Origin of the sequence: Siccirubricoccus phaeus (assembly GCF_008360935.1) — a bacterium.
GTDB classification, from domain to species: Bacteria; Pseudomonadota; Alphaproteobacteria; order Acetobacterales; family Acetobacteraceae; genus Siccirubricoccus; species Siccirubricoccus phaeus.
This window is the reverse complement of the sequence record NZ_SRXO01000006.1, coordinates 22603-40967: the sequence shown is the minus strand read 5'-3', so window position 1 is coordinate 40967 and position 18365 is coordinate 22603. Positions and strand designations below refer to the sequence as shown.

At 71.8% G+C, this 18365-nt stretch carries 19 protein-coding genes; 16 read left to right on the top strand and 3 right to left on the bottom strand.

Going from position 1 to position 18365, the window contains the following annotated elements; genetic code table 11:
- Window positions 1-19 precede the first annotated feature (19 nt).
- From E5N76_RS10235 to E5N76_RS10200, 8 genes are all read left to right on the top strand, one after another.
- Window positions 20-2134: a prohead protease/major capsid protein fusion protein gene (locus E5N76_RS10235; RefSeq protein ID WP_149537208.1), complete on the top strand. Its 2115-nt coding sequence runs from the start codon at window positions 20-22 to the stop codon at window positions 2132-2134.
- Window positions 2135-2251: 117 nt separating this feature from the next.
- Window positions 2252-2602, top strand: coding sequence for a DUF2190 family protein (locus E5N76_RS10230; RefSeq protein WP_149537207.1), 351 nt, complete (start codon window positions 2252-2254; stop codon window positions 2600-2602).
- A gap of 2 nt (window positions 2603-2604) precedes the next feature.
- Window positions 2605-3255 (top strand): structural protein, encoded by a 651-nt coding sequence (locus E5N76_RS10225; RefSeq protein WP_223880756.1) that lies wholly within the window; start codon window positions 2605-2607, stop codon window positions 3253-3255.
- Complete coding sequence (locus E5N76_RS10220; protein ID WP_149537205.1) at window positions 3252-3527, top strand: hypothetical protein; 276 nt, start codon at window positions 3252-3254, stop codon at window positions 3525-3527. Before E5N76_RS10225 ends, E5N76_RS10220 begins: the two co-directional genes overlap by 4 nt.
- A 6-nt stretch (window positions 3528-3533) precedes the next feature.
- Window positions 3534-3842 (top strand): head-tail joining protein, encoded by a 309-nt coding sequence (locus E5N76_RS10215; protein WP_149537204.1) that lies wholly within the window; start codon window positions 3534-3536, stop codon window positions 3840-3842.
- Window position 3843: 1 nt separating this feature from the next.
- Complete coding sequence (locus E5N76_RS10210; RefSeq protein WP_149537203.1) at window positions 3844-4566, top strand: DUF6441 family protein; 723 nt, start codon at window positions 3844-3846, stop codon at window positions 4564-4566.
- Window positions 4563-4991, top strand: a complete 429-nt coding sequence (locus E5N76_RS10205) for a hypothetical protein (RefSeq protein WP_149537202.1) — start codon at window positions 4563-4565, stop codon at window positions 4989-4991. The genes E5N76_RS10210 and E5N76_RS10205 overlap by 4 nt, the downstream gene beginning before the upstream one ends.
- 21 nt (window positions 4992-5012) lie before the next feature.
- Window positions 5013-5969 carry a phage tail tube protein gene (locus E5N76_RS10200; protein WP_149537201.1) on the top strand — a complete coding sequence of 319 codons (957 nt, stop codon included), beginning with the start codon at window positions 5013-5015 and terminating at the stop codon, window positions 5967-5969.
- Window positions 5970-6044: 75 nt separating this feature from the next.
- Here E5N76_RS10200 and E5N76_RS10195 read toward each other — a convergent pair whose 3' ends face one another.
- The gene (locus E5N76_RS10195) at window positions 6045-6965 is read right to left on the bottom strand and encodes a UPF0489 family protein (protein WP_149537200.1); all 921 of its coding nucleotides are present in this window, start codon (window positions 6963-6965) and stop codon (window positions 6045-6047) included.
- A gap of 124 nt (window positions 6966-7089) precedes the next feature.
- Between E5N76_RS10195 and E5N76_RS10190 the strand changes: the two genes are divergently transcribed.
- The 8 genes from E5N76_RS10190 (at window position 7090) to E5N76_RS10160 (ending at window position 15406) form a co-directional block, all read left to right on the top strand.
- Window positions 7090-7467: a hypothetical protein gene (locus E5N76_RS10190; protein ID WP_149537199.1), complete on the top strand. Its 378-nt coding sequence runs from the start codon at window positions 7090-7092 to the stop codon at window positions 7465-7467.
- Window positions 7468-7631: 164 nt separating this feature from the next.
- Entirely contained in the window at window positions 7632-7781 is a 150-nt protein-coding gene (locus E5N76_RS29460; RefSeq protein WP_187830094.1) for a hypothetical protein, read from the top strand.
- A 1-nt stretch (window position 7782) separates the two neighbouring features.
- On the top strand, window positions 7783-9951 hold the full coding sequence (locus E5N76_RS10185) for a tape measure protein (protein ID WP_149537198.1): 2169 nt from the start codon (window positions 7783-7785) through the stop codon (window positions 9949-9951).
- Complete coding sequence (locus tag E5N76_RS10180) at window positions 9948-10634, top strand: hypothetical protein (protein WP_149537197.1); 687 nt, start codon at window positions 9948-9950, stop codon at window positions 10632-10634. Before E5N76_RS10185 ends, E5N76_RS10180 begins: the two co-directional genes overlap by 4 nt.
- Window positions 10634-11209, top strand: a complete 576-nt coding sequence (locus E5N76_RS10175; RefSeq protein ID WP_149537196.1) for a hypothetical protein — start codon at window positions 10634-10636, stop codon at window positions 11207-11209. The genes E5N76_RS10180 and E5N76_RS10175 overlap by 1 nt, the downstream gene beginning before the upstream one ends.
- Complete coding sequence (locus E5N76_RS10170; protein ID WP_149537195.1) at window positions 11206-11559, top strand: DUF6950 family protein; 354 nt, start codon at window positions 11206-11208, stop codon at window positions 11557-11559. Before E5N76_RS10175 ends, E5N76_RS10170 begins: the two co-directional genes overlap by 4 nt.
- A gap of 1 nt (window position 11560) precedes the next feature.
- On the top strand, window positions 11561-13558 hold the full coding sequence (locus E5N76_RS10165) for a phage tail protein (protein ID WP_149537194.1): 1998 nt from the start codon (window positions 11561-11563) through the stop codon (window positions 13556-13558).
- 12 nt (window positions 13559-13570) lie between these two features.
- Window positions 13571-15406 (top strand): pectate lyase family protein, encoded by a 1836-nt coding sequence (locus E5N76_RS10160; RefSeq protein ID WP_149537193.1) that lies wholly within the window; start codon window positions 13571-13573, stop codon window positions 15404-15406.
- Window positions 15407-15722: 316 nt separating this feature from the next.
- Here E5N76_RS10160 and E5N76_RS10155 read toward each other — a convergent pair whose 3' ends face one another.
- Window positions 15723-17186 (bottom strand): hypothetical protein, encoded by a 1464-nt coding sequence (locus E5N76_RS10155; RefSeq protein WP_149537192.1) that lies wholly within the window; start codon window positions 17184-17186, stop codon window positions 15723-15725.
- On the bottom strand, window positions 17186-18364 hold the full coding sequence (locus E5N76_RS10150; RefSeq protein WP_187830093.1) for a 3'-5' exonuclease: 1179 nt from the start codon (window positions 18362-18364) through the stop codon (window positions 17186-17188). The genes E5N76_RS10155 and E5N76_RS10150 overlap by 1 nt, the downstream gene beginning before the upstream one ends.
- Between the last annotated feature and the right edge of the window lies 1 nt (window position 18365).

Below are 18365 nucleotides of genomic sequence, written 5' to 3'. Positions count from 1 at the left end.
CGACCACCAGGAATCCACCATGACTGAGACGACCGAGCCGGGCGGCAGCGATGCCGCGCCGGCGACTCCTGCCATGCCGATCGTGGCGCAGCGCGCGCTGGCGGCCCCGGCCACCGTCGATCGTGCCGCGCGCACCGTCGAGGTGGTGTGGTCGACCGGCGCCCGCGCCCGCAACTTCGTCCCCGCCTTCGGCCTGATCACCGAGGAGCTGGAGATGTCGCCCAACGCGGTGCGCATGGACGCGCTGCGCTCGGGTCAGGCCCCGGTGCTGAACACCCACCGGCGCGGCGATGCCCGCGACGTGCTGGGCCGCGTCACCGCCGCCCGCCTCGAGCGTGGCCGCGGATACGCGACGCTGCAGTTCTCCGCCGCTGCGGACGTCGAGCCGGTCTGGCAGCGCATCGCCGACGGCACGCTGCGCGCGGTGAGCGTCGGCTACCGCGTGCACCGCTACGAGCCGCGGCCGGACGCCGCCACCGGCGAGACCGTCCACCGCGCGGTGGATTGGGAGCCCTTCGAGATCTCCGTCGTGCCGGTCCCGGTGGACCGCGATGCGGCGGTCCGCGCGCAGGGGGAGCAGGGCCTCTCCGCGCCGGCGATCGAGCCCGCCCTGCCTGACGAGGAACCCACCATGCCCGAGACGACGCCGGAGACCCCGGCTGCCCCGCCTGCGGCGCCGCCCTCCGCCGCGCCGTCCACCCCGTCCCAGGAGACCACCGTGACCACCACGCCCAGCCCTGCGCCGACCGCGCCGCCCGAGCCCATCCGCGGCGCACCCGCGCCGGCCGCCCCGCCGGTCGACCTCGACGCCATCCGCGCCGAGGCCGAGCGCGCCGTCGCCGAGCGCATCGCAAGCTACGAGCCGGTGCTCGCCGCCGCGCGCGGCCTGCTCCCCGCCGACACCATCGACGCGCAGCGCCAGGCCGCGATGCGCGATCGCGCCAGCCCCGAGGTGCTGCGCGCCCGGCTGTGGGAGGCCTTCACCCAGGCGCAGACGGCCCGCCCCACGCTCCCGGCCCGCCCGGAGAGCGGCCCCGGCCACGATGACCCGGCGCAGCTGCTCGACGCCATGGCCGAGGCGCTCGCCGCCCGCTCCATGCCGGGCTACCAGCCGCCCAGCACCGGCCCCAGCGCTGGCCGCCACGCCGAGTTCATGGGCTGGCGCCCCTCCGACATGCTGCGCGAGCTCCTCGCGCGCCGGGGCGATCGCAATCCGCCGCGCAACCCGACGCTCCTCGCCGAGCGCGCCTTCCACACCAGCTCCGACTTCCCGGCGCTGCTCTCGGCCGCCGCCAACAAGATGCTGCTCGCCGCCTACGCGCCGGCGCAGCCGACCTACCGGCAGATCTTCCTCCGCCGCGACTTCCGCGACTTCAAGCCGCACCGGCACCTGCGCATCGGCGACTTCCCGACCCTTCTGCCGCTGCTGGAGAACGGTGAGATCCAGGTCGGCACCATGTCCGAGAGCCAGGAGATCGTCGTCCTGCAGACCTTCGCGCGGCGCATCCGCGTGACGCGACCGATGCTGGTGAACGACGACCTCGGCGCCTTCACCGACTTCGCCGCGGCGATCGGCCGCCGCGTCGCCGAGTTCGAGAACGCGACGGCCTACCAGCTGCTGAACAGCGGCAATGGCGACGGCCCGACGCTCACCAGCGGCAACGCCACCGTGTTCGGTACGGGCGCGGGGCGCGCGAACAAGGCCGGCGCGGGCTCCGCCCTCGACCTGCCGAACCTCGCCGTCGGCCGCGCGGCCATCATGCGCCAGAAGACGCTGGACGGCCTGCCCATCTCGATCGGCAGCACCATGCGGCTGCTGGTGGGCCCGAGCCAGGAGCTCGCGGCCCGGCAGCTCACCATCAGTGTCGCCGCTAACCAGATCGGCAACGCGAACGTCTTCGCGGGCTTCGTGCAGCCGCTGGTCGAGCCGTTGATCGGGGCCAACCGCTGGTACCTGTTCTCCGACCCGCTGAGCGCGCCGGTCTACGTCTACGGCTACCTCAACGGCGCCGAGGGGCCGCAGGTGACCACCGGGCCCGTCCAGGGCGCGGACGGGATCGAGGTCAGCGTGATCTTCGACTTCGGCGTGGGCGCCATCGACTGGCGCGGCGCCTGGTTCAATCCGGGCACCTGACCGCCCAACCACCCCTCGTGAACCGATGCAGAGGCCGCCCACAGCCGGGTCCCCGGCCAAGCGACAGCTTGGCTGGGTGGCTTGGGCGGCTTCTGCGTTTCTGGAGACCCCATCCCCATGCGCAACTGCATCCGTCCCGACGCCCGCTCCGTCCCCATGGTCGTGCCCTATGCCGGCGGCATCCTCTCCGGCCAGGGCATGCTGGTCGGCGCCTTCTTCGGCGTGGCCGCGGCCGACGCCGCGCAGAACGCCACCGTCGAGTGCGAGACCCGCGGCGAGTTCGAGCTCACCAAGGATCCGACCCAGGCCATGGCCGCCGGGACGCGCGTCTTCTGGGACAATACCAACCGTCGCCTGACCACCACCGCGACGGGCAACTTCCAGGTCGGCGTCGTCACCGTCGCCGCCCTCGCTGCCGACGCCACGGTCCGCGTCATGCTGGCCCGCGTGCCGGCCTCGGGGGCGTGACCATGGATCCCAAGGCCAGCCGGGGCTACCGCAACCGCAACCCCGGCAACATCGAGCACGTGGCCACGAACAAGTGGCTCGGGCTCGTCGATCCGCCTTCGGACGGGCGCTTCTGCCGCTTCCGCTCACACCAGCACGGCATCCGCGCGCTGGCCCTGCTGCTGCAGAGCTACCAGGACCGGCATGGGCTGCGCACGGTCCGCGGCATCGTCGCGCGCTGGGCGCCGAGCAGCGAGAACGACACCCGCGCCTACCAGGCGGCGGTGGCCGCGCGGCTCGGCGTCGCGCTCGACGATCCCGTCGACCTGCACGACGCGGCGACGATGCGCGGGCTGGTGGAGGCGATCATCCGCCATGAGCTCGGCGGCATGCCCTACGCGCCGGAGACGATCGCAGAGGGCCTGCGAATGGCGGGCTTGGTCCAGCCCGGCCTCGCCCACAGCGGGACGGTCCGTGCTGCGGCGGGCTCGGTGGTCGCCGGCGTCACGGCCGCGGCGGTGGTCGACGCCGTCACCACGCTCGCGCCGCATGCCGAGGGGCTGGCCGCGGTGCTGCGGGCGCTCGGCCCCTGGGGCGTCGCCGCCGCGGTGATCGGCGTCGCGGCCTGGACCATCCATCAGCGGCTGCAGCGGCAGCGGGAGGTCGCCCGATGACGGACCACGACCGCGAACTCGGCACCATCGTCACCCGCCTGACCGAGATCGAGCGGCGCCTGGCGGAGGGCGACAAGGACATGCGCGAGCTCACCCGCACCGTGACCGAGCTGGTCAAGGCGATGGCGGGTCTCACGGCGCGGCTGTCGCTGGCGGCCGGCGGCGTGCCGAGTGCGTCGCCGGCGATCCCGGCGACCGGGGCTGCCGCAGCCGGCGGCATCGTCGGCGCGGCGGTCGGCGCGAAGCTCGCCTCCTGGCTCGGGCTCGGCTGAACCGGGATGGGCGTGTTCGACGATGCACTGGCGGTGCTCGCCGCCGACCCGAACTTGGGCGTCGAGGCGACCTACCGCGCCGCAGGTACCGGCGCGCCCGTGCCCCTCCGCGTCCTGCGCTCCAGCCCCGATCGCGTGGTGGACGCCTTCGACACGCCGATGCTGCGCGCGACCGATGTGCTGACCGTCGCCATCGGCGCCCTTCCGGCGATCGAGCCCGGCGATACCTTCACGATCGGCGCGGACCTGCTGACGGTGGACAGCGCCGAGCGAGATGCCGCCGGCGTCGCCTGGCGCGTGCTCTGCCGGCGGTAGCATGCGCCTCTCCGCTGTCGTCGGCGATCTCCGGAAGGTGCTGGCCGAGGAGGTCCGCGCCGGCGAGCGCGCCGCCTCCCGCGCCGTGCGCGCCGAGACCGACGCGCTGAAGACTGAGCTCCGCGGCCAGGTCACCGGCTCGCTCGGCGGCAAGGCGCGCGGCATCGCCAATGCCTGGCGCTCGCAGGTCTTCCCGCGCACCGGCGTGTCCATGCGCGCGGCCGGCCTCGTCTGGAGCAAGACGCCACTGGTGATCGACGCCTTCGAGCGCGGCGCGCTGATCCGCCCCAAGGGCGGCGGGCGGTTCCTCGCGATCGCTACCGGCTTCAACGCCGCCCGCGGCTGGCGCGGGCGCGGCGACAAGGGGCTGCGCGTCACGCCTGCCCAGATGGTCGCCTCCGGCCAGGGCTTCCTCCGGCCCTTCCGCTCGGGGCGAGGCTTCGTCTGGTGCCTGCCGCTGCGTCAGGGCGCGGCAACGGGCAGGCGTCGGCGCACCCGCCTGATCGCCGGCGGCGTCGCCGAGGTCGGCACCGCCAATCGCAAGGGCCGCGAGGCCTGGGCGCGCGGCCTGCTCGAACAGGGGATGGTGCCGATGTTCCTGCTGCTGCCGCAGGTGAAGCTGGCCAAGCGGCTCGACGTGCGCGGGGCGTCGCTGCGCGCCCTGCGGCGCCTGCCGCGGCGCTTCGTGGCGGCCTGGGAAGCCGAAGCCGGACGCGCGGCATGAGTGCGCGCGAGACGGCCCTGGCCGCCCTGTCCGCGCGCCTGGGCGCCGTCCTGGCCGCCCGGAGCCCGGCCCCGAAGGTCCTCCGCAACGAGACCGTCCCGCAGCGCCTTCCCGCCGGCGGACTGGTTGTGGTCCGCGACGGCGAGACGGTGGAGGAGACCGCGATCCTCTCGCCGCTCGCCTGGGCGGTCGATCACAGGGCGGAAGTCGAGGTCGTCGCGGCCACCGGCGCACTGCTCGACGCGCTGCTGGTCGACATTGCGACCGCGGTCGCCGGCGACCGCACCCTCGGCGGCGCGGTCGAGTGGGCGCAGCCCGGCGCGCCCTCCTTCGACGACGCGGAGGTCGAGGGTGCCGCCGCGGCGCGCGCCGCCTCGGTCCCCGTCACGCTGTCCTTCACCGTCGCCGGCTCGCCGCTGGCCTGACCCCGCTCCCGGAGACGCCCCATGCCCCGTGCCATCGGCGCGAATTCGCGCCTGCTTATGCTCCCCGAGGTCACCTACGGCACCGCGCCGGGCGGCAACTGGCGGCGCGTGCCTTTCCTCTCCTGCAACCTCGGCGCCGAGCAGCCGCTGCTCGACGCGGACGTCATCGGCCTCGGCGGCAATCGCGATCCCGCCGCGCCGTTCTTCGACACCGTCACCGTCGAGGGCGACGTCGTCGTGCCGGTCGACCTGGTTAACATCGGCCACTGGCTGCGCCTGCTGCTCGGCGCGCCGACCACGACCGGCACCAACCCGAACTTCACCCACACCTTCGGATCCGGCGCGGCCACGCTGCCTTCGCAGGCGATCGAGATCGGCTACCCCGACGTGCCCAGCTATGACGTCTGCGCTGGCGTGCGGGCGGATGCGCTGGAGATCGACTTCAGCCCAACCGGACCGGCGACCGCGACGATCAAGCTCATCGCCCAGGGCTCGACCCGCTCGGGCTCATCCTCGGGCGGCACGCCGGTCTCGGCCGCCTACACTGCCTTCCACAAGGCGCAGGGCTCGATCAGCCGTGCCGGCTCGGCGCTGGCCCAGGTGACCGGCGCGCGGCTCGCCTACTCGAACAGCGTCGAGGCGGTGCGCACGATCCGCGCCGACCGACGCATCGAGGGCGCGGATCCCGGCATCGCCCGCGCCACCGGCCAGATCACCGTGCGCTTCGAGAACACGACCCTGCTGGCCCAGGCGCAGAACGGCACGCCGGCGGAGTTCGCCTTCGCGTTCACCATCGACGCCAACCGCAGCCTCACCTTCACGCTGCACGAGGTCTATCTCGCGCTCGCCAAGACCCCGATCGAGGGACCCGCCGGCGTCGAGGCGAGCTTCGAGTTCCGCGCGGCCTTCAACGCCACGGCGACGCGGATGATGACCGCGGTGCTGAAGAACCAGCAGGCGGGGACAGAGTATGCGTGAGTCCGTCAATGTGACGGACGCGCCGTAGCCGGGCCGCGGTCGTCATCTTCGTGCCCACTGCACGCGCTGTGATGATCAGCACAACGCTCGCCGCAGGTGCTTGAGTAGCTCCTTCTGCAGCCAGGGAGCAGTGAGCCGCTCGCCGTCGATCTGACATTCGCGCACGCAGTTCGGCTCCTGCGCTATCGTCACACCGATCGAGCGTCGAATCAGATCATAGAAGACGGTCGTGTCCTCGGGAGACATTGACTGTCTGGTATTGAACGCGTCCAGGTCAATGTCGAGGATAAATGGCAGCTCGAAGAGGTACGGCACGTTGCCCGTTCGGCAAATTCGCTCGATGAGGTCGAGACGACCCTTCAGAAATTCTCCACCGATGACTTGATTGCGCCAATGACGATAGGCTGCTTCGTCCGGTCGCTGGGTATCGTCATCCAGTATGATTAACCGGTTCTCTGGGATGCTATACGTCGAGGAGGCGTTCTGGCTCGGTCGCACCAAGCCGCGCATCTGCATCTCAACAAAATCTAGATGCTGCCACTTCCGGTCGAATGCTATTTGCTCGTTCGAGAGGAGGTAGCCTTGGTCTTCACGTGAGGCAACAAAGGCGAGATCGATGATGCCGCTGCGTAGTGCCGCATCGATATGCTCGTCATGCTGCAGGTCGAGAACGGCAGCAGCTACCGAGCCCGTGTCCTGCGCGGACAGTGACTCTAGTCTCGTTCGTCGAGCCTGCTCCGCAGCCGTGTCGCAATCATCGCAGTTTTCCGCGACTGTGCGATACCCATAGCGGAGAAAGGCGCGGTGCTTGTCGGTGTGGTAATCGAGACTTAGGACGCGCACCGGCTCGCTCTGCGTTGCCGCCCACCGCTGCCAGGGAAGCAGCGCGTAGTGGTGACTCTTGAAGATGGCGACCGGCTTTCCACAGATGGCGCTGAACGCGATCTGGGACTGCACTACTGCGAGCGGTGAGGCGGTCGGCTCAGGCAAGTTCATCTGATCAATCTCTTGCTGCTATGGCGGTCAGAAATTGGCGCCGCTTCGTCAGGGCCACCAAGACGCATGCTCGCACGATGGCCCGTGCCGTCGTTAGTCAACCGCAATCACACAGGGACGCAAGATGCTCACCCTCGACCTCCCGGCCGAGCCGTACTGGCTCGACCTGCCGCGCGGCGTGCGCGTCGAGATCCGGCCCGTGACCACCGCGGTCATGGCCGCCGCGCAGGCCGCCGCCGCGCGCCGGCTCGCCGCGAGCCGGATCGCCGATCCGGAGCTCGATCCCGACATGTCGCGCGGCTTCTCCTTCGCCTTCCTGGTCAAGGCGCTCGCCCGGCATGCGGTGGTGGCCTGGGAGGGCGTAGGCGACACCGCCGGCAAACCACTGCCGCTCTCGCCTGAGGCGGTCGAGCGGCTGATGGACCTCGACGACATCGCCGCCGCCTTCTGGGACCGCGCCACGGCCCCTGTCGCCACGGTGGCCGCTGAGGGAAACGGCTGAGGGCCCGCGCCGCGTGGCACTTCGGCCGCGGGCCCGAATACTGCCGCGGCTGCGCCGCCCTTGGCCGCGACTGCGCCTACGCCTGTCCCTACGCCACGAACGCGCCGACCAGCATCGAGGGCCAGGCTTGCTGGGCTGCGGGCACGGCCTGCGCCGAGGCGACCATGGCCGGCCTGACGCTCGACACCGCCGGCGCGCTCGCCACGGCACGCGATCTCGGCGCCGCTGGCTGGGCCGCAGCCGAGCTGCTGCTCGCCATCCGCGCCGGCATGGCCGAGGGCGCTGCCGCCCGCCGCGAGGGGGAGACGACCTGAGATGGCCGACGCCACCCGCCGCGTCTCGGTCCGCCTCTCGCTGGACGACGCTGCCCGGGTCAAGGCCGGGCTGCGTGAGGTCGGCGAGACCGGCCAGCGCTCGCTCGACCAGATCAAGGGCGGCGCCGAGCGCGCGTCGCGCTCGCTGGAACTGCTCGACGTCGCCATCCGCGGCATCCAGCTCGCCGGCGTGGCCGTCGCCGCGCGGGCGCTCGTCCAGGCCGGCGACGCTCTCACCCAGGGCCTGTCGCGCCTGCAGAACGCGACCGGCTCGGTGGAGCGCGCCGGGCAGGTCTACGAGGCGCTGTACCGCAACGCGCTGCAGACCGGCGTCGCGGTCTCCGAGAGCGTCGACGCCTTCCAGCGCTTCTCGATCGCCGCCCGCGAGATCGGCGCCACCTCCGACCAGGTGGTCCGCCTCGTCGGTGGGCTGCAGCGCGTCGCCATTGTCTCCGGCGCCTCCACGCAGGAGATCTCCTCGGCGACGCTGCAACTCGCCCAGGCGCTGGCCTCGGGCGTGCTGCAGGGCGACGAGCTGCGCTCCATCCTCGAGGCCATGCCGCTGTTGGCCGAGGGCCTGGCGCGCGAGCTCGGCGTTTCGATTGGCGAGCTCCGCAAGCTCGGCAGCGAGGGCAAGCTCACCGCCGAGCGGGTCTTCCCCGCGCTGCTGCGCGCCACGGAGCGCCTCGGCGCCGAACTCGACCGCGCACCGCTCTCCCTCGGCCGCGCCTTCGGGCAGCTGAGCGCCGCCACCGAGAACTTCCTCGGCCAGCTCGACCGCGCCATCGGCCTGTCCAACGCGCTGGCCCGGGCGCTGTCGGCCGCCGCCCGCGCCGTGGACAGCGTCCGCCAGGGCGCCGGCCTGCGCAGCGAGGAGGAACGCCTCGCCGGGCTGCGTCGCCAGGCCGAGGCGCTATCGGCGCAGATCGGCCGGCTGGAGAGCGAGGGCGACGGCCGCGACAGCCTGCGCGCGCCGGTCCGCCGCGGCAGCATCCGCCCTGGCCTGGTTGGCGTTGCCGAGCAGCAGGCCGGCGTCGACAGCCGGGCGCGGCTGGAGGAGCTGCGCCGGGACTACTTCGCCACGCTGGCCGAGATCGACACCGCCGAGCGGGAGTCGCTGAACCGCCGCCTGGAGGAGGGAGAGCGCGCCGGCCAGGCCGCCGCCAACGCGCGCCGCCGCCGCGCCACGCAGGACGTCCAGGAGCTCACCCGCGACCTCGACGACCGCTTCCGGATCAACCGGGAATACGAGGAGCGGGTCCGCCGGCTGCGGGAGGCCGAGGCCGCGGGTGGCGTCACCGCCGCCGAGCGGACCCGCCTCGAGACCCTCGCCCTGCAGGAGCGCGACGAGGCGCTGCGCCGGCTGGAGCCGCGCGTCGCCGCCGTCCGCCGCGCCAGCACCGAGGGCGCGCGGGAGGCACGGGACGCCGAGCGGCAGCTGAACGACCTACTGCGTGAGCGCGAGCGGCTGATCCAGGACAACGAGACCGCCTATGAACGCTACCAGCGCCGGCTGGAGCGGCTCGGCGACCTGGTGCAGCGCGCCGAGCGCGCCGGCCGGCCGATCCCGGAGGAGACGATCGGGCGCGAGGCGCAGCGCGCGCTGGAGGATCTGGAGGAGGCCGAGCGCCGGCTGCAGCGCAGCACCGAGGGCACGCGGGAGGCGGCGCGGGAGCTCGGCTTCGCGTTCTCCTCCGCGTTCGAGGACGCGATCGTGCGCGGCGACAAGCTGTCGAAGGTCATGCAGGGCCTGCTGCAGGACATCACCCGCATCATCGCGCGCCGCACCATCACCGAGCCGCTGGGCAACGCCGTCTCGGCCGGTCTCACCAGCCTCGGCGCCGGGGGCTGGTTCGACGGCATCGGCTCCTGGCTCGGCGGGCTCTTTCGGGCCGAGGGTGGGCCGGTCGCGGCCGGCCAGCCCTACATCGTCGGCGAGCGCGGCCCCGAATGGTTCGTGCCCGACCGCGGTGGCACGGTGCTGCCCAACGGCATGGCGCCGGGCGGGCCGGTCATCCAGCAGACCATCAACATCGACGCGCGCGGGGCGGACGCCGGCGTCGAGGCGCGGCTGCGGCTGCTCGCCGGGCAGATCGCCCGCCAGGCCTCGGCGATGACGCTGGATGCCATCCGCCGCGGCGGCAGCGCCTACGAGACGGTACGGGGATGACCGAATACGCCTGGCCCGAGGCGCTGCGCCCGACGCGGCTGACCTTCTACCTGCAGCACAACACCACGCGCTTCGTGTCGCCGGTCACGCGCGCCACCCAGGTGCTGCGTCGCGAGGGCGCGCGCTGGGTGGCGCAGGCCACCTTCGACCCGCTCGACCGCGTGCGCGCGGGCCTGCTCGAAGGGCTGCTCGCCGCGCTGGCCGGCTCGGTGAACACGGTCCGCGTCTGGGACTGGCGGCGCGAGTTCCGCACCGGCGATCCGCGGGTGCAGGGCGACGTGCCGAGCGGGCCATTCTCCTACTCGGACGCCACCATCTTCACGGACGGCACCGGCTTCGTGGTGGGCTCCGGTAACCCGGCGCTCGCGGCCGGCGCGCCGCGCGGGGCGCTGGCGATCCAGACCGGGGGCTGGTGGCCGAACGGTGTGGCGGTTGGTGCGGGCGACCTGATCGGCCTGGCGGGGCGGCTCTACATCGCCACCGAGACCGTCACCGCCGCGGGCGCGGGCACGGCGACGATCCCCATTGCGCCACCGCTGCGCGAGGCGCTGCTGATCAACCAGCCGCTGGTGCTGACCAGGCCCACCGTCGCCATGCGCCTGGTCTCCGACGACGAGGCCGCCAACCCGACCCGGCCGGGCCGCTTCACCGCGATCACCATCCGCCTCGAGGAGGCGCTGTAGTGTCCGACACGCACGGCACGCCGCGGCTGTCGCCACACGCGACTGCCTCGGCCACCTCGCCGGTCGCCGCCCCGGTCGTGCTGGTCGAGCTCGACTTCGCGTCGGGCCCCTTCCGCGCCTGGACCGGGCTCGGCCAGCTGAACTGGGCGGGGAAGGTGTTCGAGGGCGTCGGCTCGATCGGTGCTGTCGGCGAGGTCGAGGAGACGGTCGAGCTGCGCGCCGTGCGCCTGACGCTTGCGCTCTCCCCCGTGCCGCAGGAGGTGGTGGACATCGCACTCGCCGAGCGGAGCTTTCGGCTGCGCCCGGCGCGGCTGTGGGGCGCGCTGCTCGATGCCGAGGGCGCCTTTGTCGCGGATCCGTTCCCGCTCTGGGCGGGGCTGATGGACACCATGGAGGTGACGGACGGCGCGGAGCCGCGCGTCGGGCTCACCTGTGAGAGCCGGCTCGTGGACCTCGAGCGCGCCGAGGTGCGGCGCTACACCGACGCAGACCAGCAGGCCGAGTATCCCGGCGACCGCTTCTTCGAATACGTTCCCGCCCTGCAGGAGGCGGAGATCCGGCTGCCCGCCCAGTGACGCGGCGGCCGGATTGGGCGGTGCGGCTGGCAGCCCTGCTGTCGACGGTGGAGACGCGCGCCTTCGACGCCCATCGCTGGAACTGCGGGCGCTTCGCCCTGGCGGCGGTGGAGGCGGTGACGGGAGAGCGGCCTGCCTTCCGGGTGCTGCCCGACCTCCAGGCCTCCGCTGACACCGCTGGCTTCCCGCGCGAGGCGCCGTTGCGGGCCCGCATGGGCGACATCGTCCTCGCGCCCGATCCCGAGCGCCTCGGCGTGGTGCTCGACGCCGGCCGGGTCGCCTTCGTCGGGCCGCGCGGGCTGGTCCGCGCGCCGATCACCCTCTGCACCATCGCCTGGAGGATCGGCTGACATGCCCGCCGCCGTTCCCCTCATCGCCGTCGTCGCCGGTGGCGTCGCCTCCGCCGCGGTCGGCGGCGGCATCATCGGCGCGATCGTCGGCGCCGGCGCCGCCTTCGTCGTCTCGACCATCGGCGCCTCGGTGTTCCCCGCCAAGCGGCCGACCGCACCGTCCACCATCTCCATGCGCTCCGGCGACGACCCGACCGCGCCTGGCGCCGGCCGCACGCAGTCCTTCCGCCAGCCGATCACCGAGCACCAGATCGTCTTCGGACGCTGCAAGGTCGGCGGCCCGATCGTCTTCATCCACTCCGCCACCGACGACGACGGCCGCGCCGATGGCTGGTTCTACGCCGTCGTCGTGCTCGCCGCGCACCGCGTGCGCGCCATCGGCGATGTCTGGCTCGGCGACAGCCTGGCCACCGATCCGAAGTTCGCCGGCCTGGTCCGTGTCGATCGCCACCTGGGCGACCCCGACCAGGCAGCCAACGCTAACCTGATCGCCGAAACCGGCGGCAAGTGGACCGCCGAGCACCGTGGCCTCGGTCGCGCCTATGTCGCCGTGCGGCTCAAGATCACCGCCGAAGCCTTCCCCTCCGGCCCGCCGAACATCGCCGCGCTCGTCGAGGGCGCGGACACCATCCTCGACCCGCGGACGGGGGCCATCGGCTGGTCCGACAACCCGGCGCTCTGCCTCGCCTGGTACCTGACGGCTCCCTTCGGCTGGAAGGCGTCCTGGGATGACATCGATATCCCCGCCATGATCGCCGCGGCCAACATATGCGACGAGCTGATCGGCACCCGCGCCGGGGTTACCGAGCGGCGCTACACCGTGAATGGCCGCGTCTCGCTCGGCGAGGGCAAGATCGCCATCACGCGCAAGCTGGTCGCCGCCATGGCCGGCGCGCTGGTGGTCTCGGGCGGGCGGTTCTTCATCCATGCCGGCGGGCCTGCGCTGCCGGCGGCGACGCTGACCTCAGACGACCTGCGCGGCGACGTCACCATCCAGGGCAGCCGGCCGCGGCGGGATCTCTTCAACGGGGTGCGCGCCGTCTACGTTGACCCGGCGAAGAATTGGCAGCCGACCGATGCGCCGCCGCTGCTCGCCTCGAACTACGTCGCCGAGGATGGCGGCGAGCAGATCTACCGCGACCTCGAGTACCCGCTGACCACCTCGGTCGCGACGGTGCAGCGCCTGATGAAGGCTGAGCTCGAGCGCATCCGCCGCCAGCGCGAGGTCGCCTTCCCAGCGAACCTCTCGGCGCTGCGGCTGCGGCCGTGGGACGGCGTGACCGTCGCCCTCGACCGGGTCGGGCCCTTTCCGGCGCGGGTAACGGGCTGGCGGCTGTCGCCGGATGGCGGCGTGGACCTCACCCTGTCGGAGGAGGACCCCGCCGTCTGGGACTGGAACCCGGCGGAGGACGAGCGCGCCGCCGGCGACAGCCCCTCCGTGGTGCTGCCGAACCCCGGCGTCATCGCTGCGCCGGCCTCGATCGCGGTGGACACGCCCACCGGTGCCGCCTTTGCCGCCCTCGGCGTGTCCTGGTCCGCGGTCGGCAGCGCCTACCTGGCCGGCTACGAGCTCGAGTTCCGCCCCGCCTCCGTCGCCACCTGGCAGGGCTACGGCGGCGCCCTGGGCGCGACTGCGGCCTCGATCCCCACCACCGAGCCGACCGCCTTCCGGGGGCGCGCCGTGGCGCGCAGCGGGGCGGTGTCGGGCTGGCGGGAGGCGGCCATCCCCGGCGCCGTCACCGCGCCCGCGGCCCTCGGCATCGCCGGCGGCGTCCGGCTGTCGGGCGGCTTCCCGGCCGACGTCGTGCGGCTGCAGGTCTTCGAGGCCAGCAGCGCCAGCCTCGCCGCTGCCGTGAAGCTCGTCACCGAGCCGACCGCGCTGCCCTGGGACCGCACCGGCCTGACCGCCGGCCAGACCCGCTGGTACTGGCTTCGTGCCGTCTCCGCCGAGGGCAACGTCTCGGCCCTCGCCGGGCCTGTCACCGCCACCGCGCTCTGATCGGAGGCAGCCATGGCCGCCCGCATCGACGACCTGATGGTCCTCGGCCAGAACATCTCCAAGACCGACCTGGCGAAGTACCTGCGTGACCGCGAGGCAGTACTGCCGCGCGACTTCGGCGGCCTCGGCGACGGTGCCGCCAACGACCGCGCCGCCATCCAGGCCGCCTTCGACCGGGCCGCGGCAGACGGAAAGTTCGCCGTCATCCCGCCCGGCACCTGGAACGTCGATGCCGGCGTCACGCTCGGCGGCGGCGCCCGCGGGCTGATCATGCAGGGCGTGATCCAGTACACCGGTGCGGCCAACGCCCCGGCCACCGTGCTGACGCTGGGCGACGGCGGCACCACGCGCAACGGCGAGAAGCTCTACCTCAACCTCCAGGTCACGCGGCAGCTCCAGTCGGACTGGGCGAGCGAGGCCGACATCGGCATCCTCGCCCGCAACCTCGACTCCTCGCTCCTCGACCTGCGCCTGGTCTCGGGCTTCACGATCGGGCTGCGCACGCTGGGCGACGGGCGCGGCTTCGAGGACACCACCCTGATCCTCGGGCGCATCCTGAACAACCGCTACGGGCTCGACGCGCACTGCGCCACCGCCACCGCCTGGAACACCTCGATCCGCTACTACGGCGGCCACTTCGCCTGCGCGACCGGGATCAATCCCGCGATGGACCGCTTCGGGATCCGGCTCAGCCAGGCGCCGGGGGCCTACACCAACCACAACCGGCACGTCTTCGACGGGCCGAACTTCGAGCTGCGCCAGCTTGATCCGAACGTCGCCATCCCGTTCCTCAACGAGACCAACGGCTCGGCGATCATCGGCCGGGCGCTGCGCATGGAGGCCTGCTCGCCGATCGTCGCCCGCCACACCGGGGCGGCGCAGGACTGCGAGTACGAGGTGGCCTGGGCCAACACCTACCGGGTCGGCATCGAGCACACGGCGACGGCCACCCGCTGCGGCAACGCGGTCCTCAACCGCCACCGTGCCCCGGCCTCGCGCCACCTCCGCCTGCTGGGTGGGGTGCCGAACCTGCGCGCCGCCGCCTTCCGGCACAGCACCGCCGAGATCGGCGTCGAGGGGTTGGCGGCGATCGCCACCTCGACCACCAGCGCGACCACCCTGGCCGGGCTGTCCTTCAACGGGCTGGACGGCATCACGCCGACCGCCCGCGGCCTGCTGCTTGACGCGCAGAAGGGCTTCGCCTTCGTGGTGGACTGCTCCCGGGCGAAGGAATTCTCCCTGGCGCACTGGCTGGTCGGCGGCGCCGACGGCGGGCGGCTGTTCGTGCGCTGCTTCGACGCGGCGATGAACGTCCGAGAGAACCTCGCCGGCGACGTGCTGGCCTCGCTGACCACCATGCTGTGGAACACCCCCTCCAAGGCTTGGACCGGCGGCGCCACCATGGCCGATTCCTCGCTCAACCGCCGCATGACCGTGCGGCTCGGGCCCGGCGTGGCCTTCGCGCAGATCGGCGTCGTCGGCCTGGACGGGGCGATCGAGCTCGAGGCGCTGCGGCTCTACGGCCTGCCGGAGGACGCGCCGGCGCTGCTCTGCGGCACGCCCGCATTACCGGTGGGTCAGCGGGAGCTCGCGGCCGAGGTCGCCTGGGACCTGCCCTCGCTGGCCCCGGGCGCGACCAGCCTGCTCGACGTCACCGTCACCGGCGGCCGGCAGGGTGACCTGGCCCACGCGGCGCTGGCCGCCTCCACCCGCTTCGTCGAGCTCGACGCGACGGCCTGGAGCAACAACACGGTCCGGGTGATGGCGCGCAACATCTCGCCCACCGCCACCTTCGACCTGGGCGCCGCGACGCTGTCGGTCGCGGTGGCGAAGCGGCGGGTGCCGTAGGGTCAAGGCCGAACAGGGTGCGCCGCCGAGCTGCGGAAAAGGTAGAGGGGACGCCACCGCGGCCCGGTGCGCGTCCCCTCTCTCCGCGCCCACCGCAGCGCGCCGGGCCTCGGCCGGCCCTATGCCGGCCGGCCTGGTGGGCTCCGGGCGGGTTCGCCGCCATCCCCACCACCGCCGTCGATCCGCCCCGCAGTGCGGCGTCTCCGGCGGTCCCCGCGCTTTCGAGTCGCCGAACACGCTTGGCCATGATCCGCATCATGCTTCGCCGCCCCGCCGTAACGCGCTCCGCGTGGATCCAAACTCTCCAGATGGGCTCTCAGAATCCCTTGATAGGGTCAGTCAGCTGATCCCTCTGACTTTTTGGCTTCTTGGTTTTTGGAGCCGATTTGCCGGCCCTAGACCTAGATCTGGTCGCGACGTCCGCTCGCTGCCTGTCTTCGGGACCACGAGAGGAGGCAGCTTCTGCTGAGCTCTCTGCCTCCGGGCTTACCGGGCAAGGGGGGAGAGGATAGCCAAGTAGATCGGGCGCTGAGGCAGATCGGCGGCGGCGCGCGGCGTTGAGCGGGGCTTCGTCCTCTTGCAGTGGCTCGGTGACAGCATCGCTGGGAACGAAGGTCGAAGCTTCGGCTGAGACAAAGACCGAAGTCACGACGCCAGCGCCGGCAGACTGTTCGCTCGTGGCCTCTGGCAGCATCGGGCGCTCCAGGGGAGGCGTCGCTCCCTCGATCGGTGTCGGAGGATGCGGATTGATGGTCGGAACGACGTCCGCACAATCGTCCTGATCCGGTACCCGGGCCGCGTCGTCGCCTGCCGAGGTGGGCACCGCAGTCGGCGCAACGGCGCAGGTCGCGCATCGAACCTTCAGCGCGCGGATCAGTTCGCTCGGCACTCGCTCGCCGAGGGACTGGACGAGGAACCCCGCCGCGCCAGCGTCGAGCCCCTCCAGAATGCGGATGTCGTCGAGTAGGCTCGGGAGGTCGAGAGCGGCGCCCTCCCGCTTAATGACATAGCGCTCGTGTTGTTTCAGCGACGCCATCGCAAGGAGATCCGACGGTCGGTCTCCCTCGGCAGCCAAGGTGGCAACAAAAGCGCGCAACCGTGGCGCTCGGGCGAGGAAGGGCTGATCGACATCGAAATCCCGCCGCAGGGCGTCTGCCTCGTCCTTGACGTCTGCCGGCAGGATCGGTGCTACGCCGGTCCTCACCTTCTCCGCATTGAGTACGCAGGCCCAGCCGAAGAACATGCTGTCGCGGGCCCGGACGATGTCATTGGGCACGATGCACCGTTCTCGGTCAGCGAGCCGATCCGTAGCCTGACCGAAGCGGTCGCACGGCGGCACGCCGAGCAGCGCCAGCAGCGCCTCACCTTTGGCCCGGCGGTCTGCTGCCTCCACAGCCGCTGCCCAACCGGCCCATCCCGCGGCAAGTGGAGTGAGGTCGATGAAGACGCCGGCCGCCTCGGCATCGGGGCGGTGGACGGCCAAGGCCGTGTCGCTGAATGAATGGAACGAGCGCACCGTCTCAAGATTCAAGCGCTGTCCGAGGTCGATCCCGCCCTCCCGCATCCGATCGAGCACCTCCGGCTCGAGCATCGCTAGGACAAAGCTTGTGGCGGAGGTCCCTAGGTCTGGCGCGCCCAACATGAGGTTGGCGACCACCTCGGCCGGATCAGCCCGATCCGGCCGCCATCGGACGATCCGCGCCTCGGCGAGGCGAATGGCGCCGGTTCCGATTAGCCGGACCCATTCAAGATAGCTGAGCGCGACGGCTTCCTGGCGCATCAAAACAGCGCATCCTCTTCTTCGGCCGACGTCTCGCGGTGCTCGCTGAAGGCCACGGCGTCCCGCGGTAGCCCCTCAACGAAGGGATGCGCTCGGCTTCCGGAGTAAGTCATGACTAGTCGCTCGCGCGAGCGGGTCATGGCGACGAAAAAAAGCGTCCGGTCAAGGTCGGGTGCTTCCAGCAAGGCGCGGGGCGGAACGATCTGCATAGTGGAGACGAGTCCGGGCATATGAACGACGTCGAAGTCGAGCCCCTTCGAGCTGTGGTAGGTCATGACGAAGACGAGCGGACGTCCATCGGCGTCCGACAGCTCGCCTATCCCGTTGCCGAAGTATCGTATCGGCATACGGTGAGCCTCAAAATGGGCGTTCAATTCCCGGTAGTCTACGACCCTGCCGTCCTTCACCTTGATCGCGGGGCCCGTCGCGGCGATTCCCAGATCTTCGGCCAACTCGCGGCAGAAATCGAATATAGCGCGATGGTTGGGCAGGAGGATGGCTGAAGGGTACTTCGGTCGCGCGAGCGCGAGGGCCTCGTCATAGGTCCAACGTACCTCACGCCTTGGACTGTCAAACCGCTTCACCGCAGCGGTGACGTCGCGCAGCTTGCGGACGTCGTTCTCCGCGAGACGGGTGCTGGGAAGGACTGTCCTGACGGCCCGGACGATGAACTTGGTGATCCGGAAGAGCTCGAGCAGGCGACCCTTCTCGAACCGGATCACCTCGTCGATGGCGGCCTCGGTGTTCATGACCTCGTAGATGCGCTGCTCGCAGTCGCCAGCGACCACGAGGTGGGTGCAGCGCCGCCGCATCGCCTCAAGGTCTACGCGCTTAACGTCTTGGATTTCGTCGAGCAGTATGACGTCAGCGCGTCCCTGCTGGGAATGAAGGAAGTTGAGGTGGGTCGAAACCTCCGCGTGGACGCCCGACCCCCTAACCGCCTGCCGGATCATCCCTGCCAACGCGTGAGTGTACGTCAGGAACACAACACGCAAGCCCGGTTGCTCGGCCTTCAGACGCCGAGCGATATGCGCGAGCACGATAGTCTTGCCCGAGCCTGCGCCACCTTGCACCCAGAAAGCGGCGCCGTCCGGCGTTGCACGGATCCGGTCCACGGCCAGCTCGACCAGCTTTAGCTGCAACTGGCTCAGGTCGCTCGCCACCTTGAACCAGGACATG

Coding starts and splice junctions, on each gene's coding strand:
- E5N76_RS10165 (WP_149537194.1), top strand. CDS start 11,561: ATGCCCGCCGCCGTTCCCCTCATCGCCGTCGTCGCCGGTGGCGTCGCC.
- E5N76_RS10180 (WP_149537197.1), top strand. CDS start 9,948: ATGACCGAATACGCCTGGCCCGAGGCGCTGCGCCCGACGCGGCTGACC.
- E5N76_RS10155 (WP_149537192.1), bottom strand. CDS start 17,186: ATGCGCCAGGAAGCCGTCGCGCTCAGCTATCTTGAATGGGTCCGGCTA.
- E5N76_RS10205 (WP_149537202.1), top strand. CDS start 4,563: ATGAGTGCGCGCGAGACGGCCCTGGCCGCCCTGTCCGCGCGCCTGGGC.
- E5N76_RS10190 (WP_149537199.1), top strand. CDS start 7,090: ATGCTCACCCTCGACCTCCCGGCCGAGCCGTACTGGCTCGACCTGCCG.
- E5N76_RS10225 (WP_223880756.1), top strand. CDS start 2,605: ATGGATCCCAAGGCCAGCCGGGGCTACCGCAACCGCAACCCCGGCAAC.
- E5N76_RS10230 (WP_149537207.1), top strand. CDS start 2,252: ATGCGCAACTGCATCCGTCCCGACGCCCGCTCCGTCCCCATGGTCGTG.
- E5N76_RS29460 (WP_187830094.1), top strand. CDS start 7,632: ATGGCCGGCCTGACGCTCGACACCGCCGGCGCGCTCGCCACGGCACGC.
- E5N76_RS10215 (WP_149537204.1), top strand. CDS start 3,534: ATGGGCGTGTTCGACGATGCACTGGCGGTGCTCGCCGCCGACCCGAAC.
- E5N76_RS10160 (WP_149537193.1), top strand. CDS start 13,571: ATGGCCGCCCGCATCGACGACCTGATGGTCCTCGGCCAGAACATCTCC.
- E5N76_RS10150 (WP_187830093.1), bottom strand. CDS start 18,364: ATGTCCTGGTTCAAGGTGGCGAGCGACCTGAGCCAGTTGCAGCTAAAG.
- E5N76_RS10220 (WP_149537205.1), top strand. CDS start 3,252: ATGACGGACCACGACCGCGAACTCGGCACCATCGTCACCCGCCTGACC.
- E5N76_RS10235 (WP_149537208.1), top strand. CDS start 20: ATGACTGAGACGACCGAGCCGGGCGGCAGCGATGCCGCGCCGGCGACT.
- E5N76_RS10185 (WP_149537198.1), top strand. CDS start 7,783: ATGGCCGACGCCACCCGCCGCGTCTCGGTCCGCCTCTCGCTGGACGAC.
- E5N76_RS10195 (WP_149537200.1), bottom strand. CDS start 6,965: ATGAACTTGCCTGAGCCGACCGCCTCACCGCTCGCAGTAGTGCAGTCC.
- E5N76_RS10210 (WP_149537203.1), top strand. CDS start 3,844: ATGCGCCTCTCCGCTGTCGTCGGCGATCTCCGGAAGGTGCTGGCCGAG.
- E5N76_RS10200 (WP_149537201.1), top strand. CDS start 5,013: ATGCCCCGTGCCATCGGCGCGAATTCGCGCCTGCTTATGCTCCCCGAG.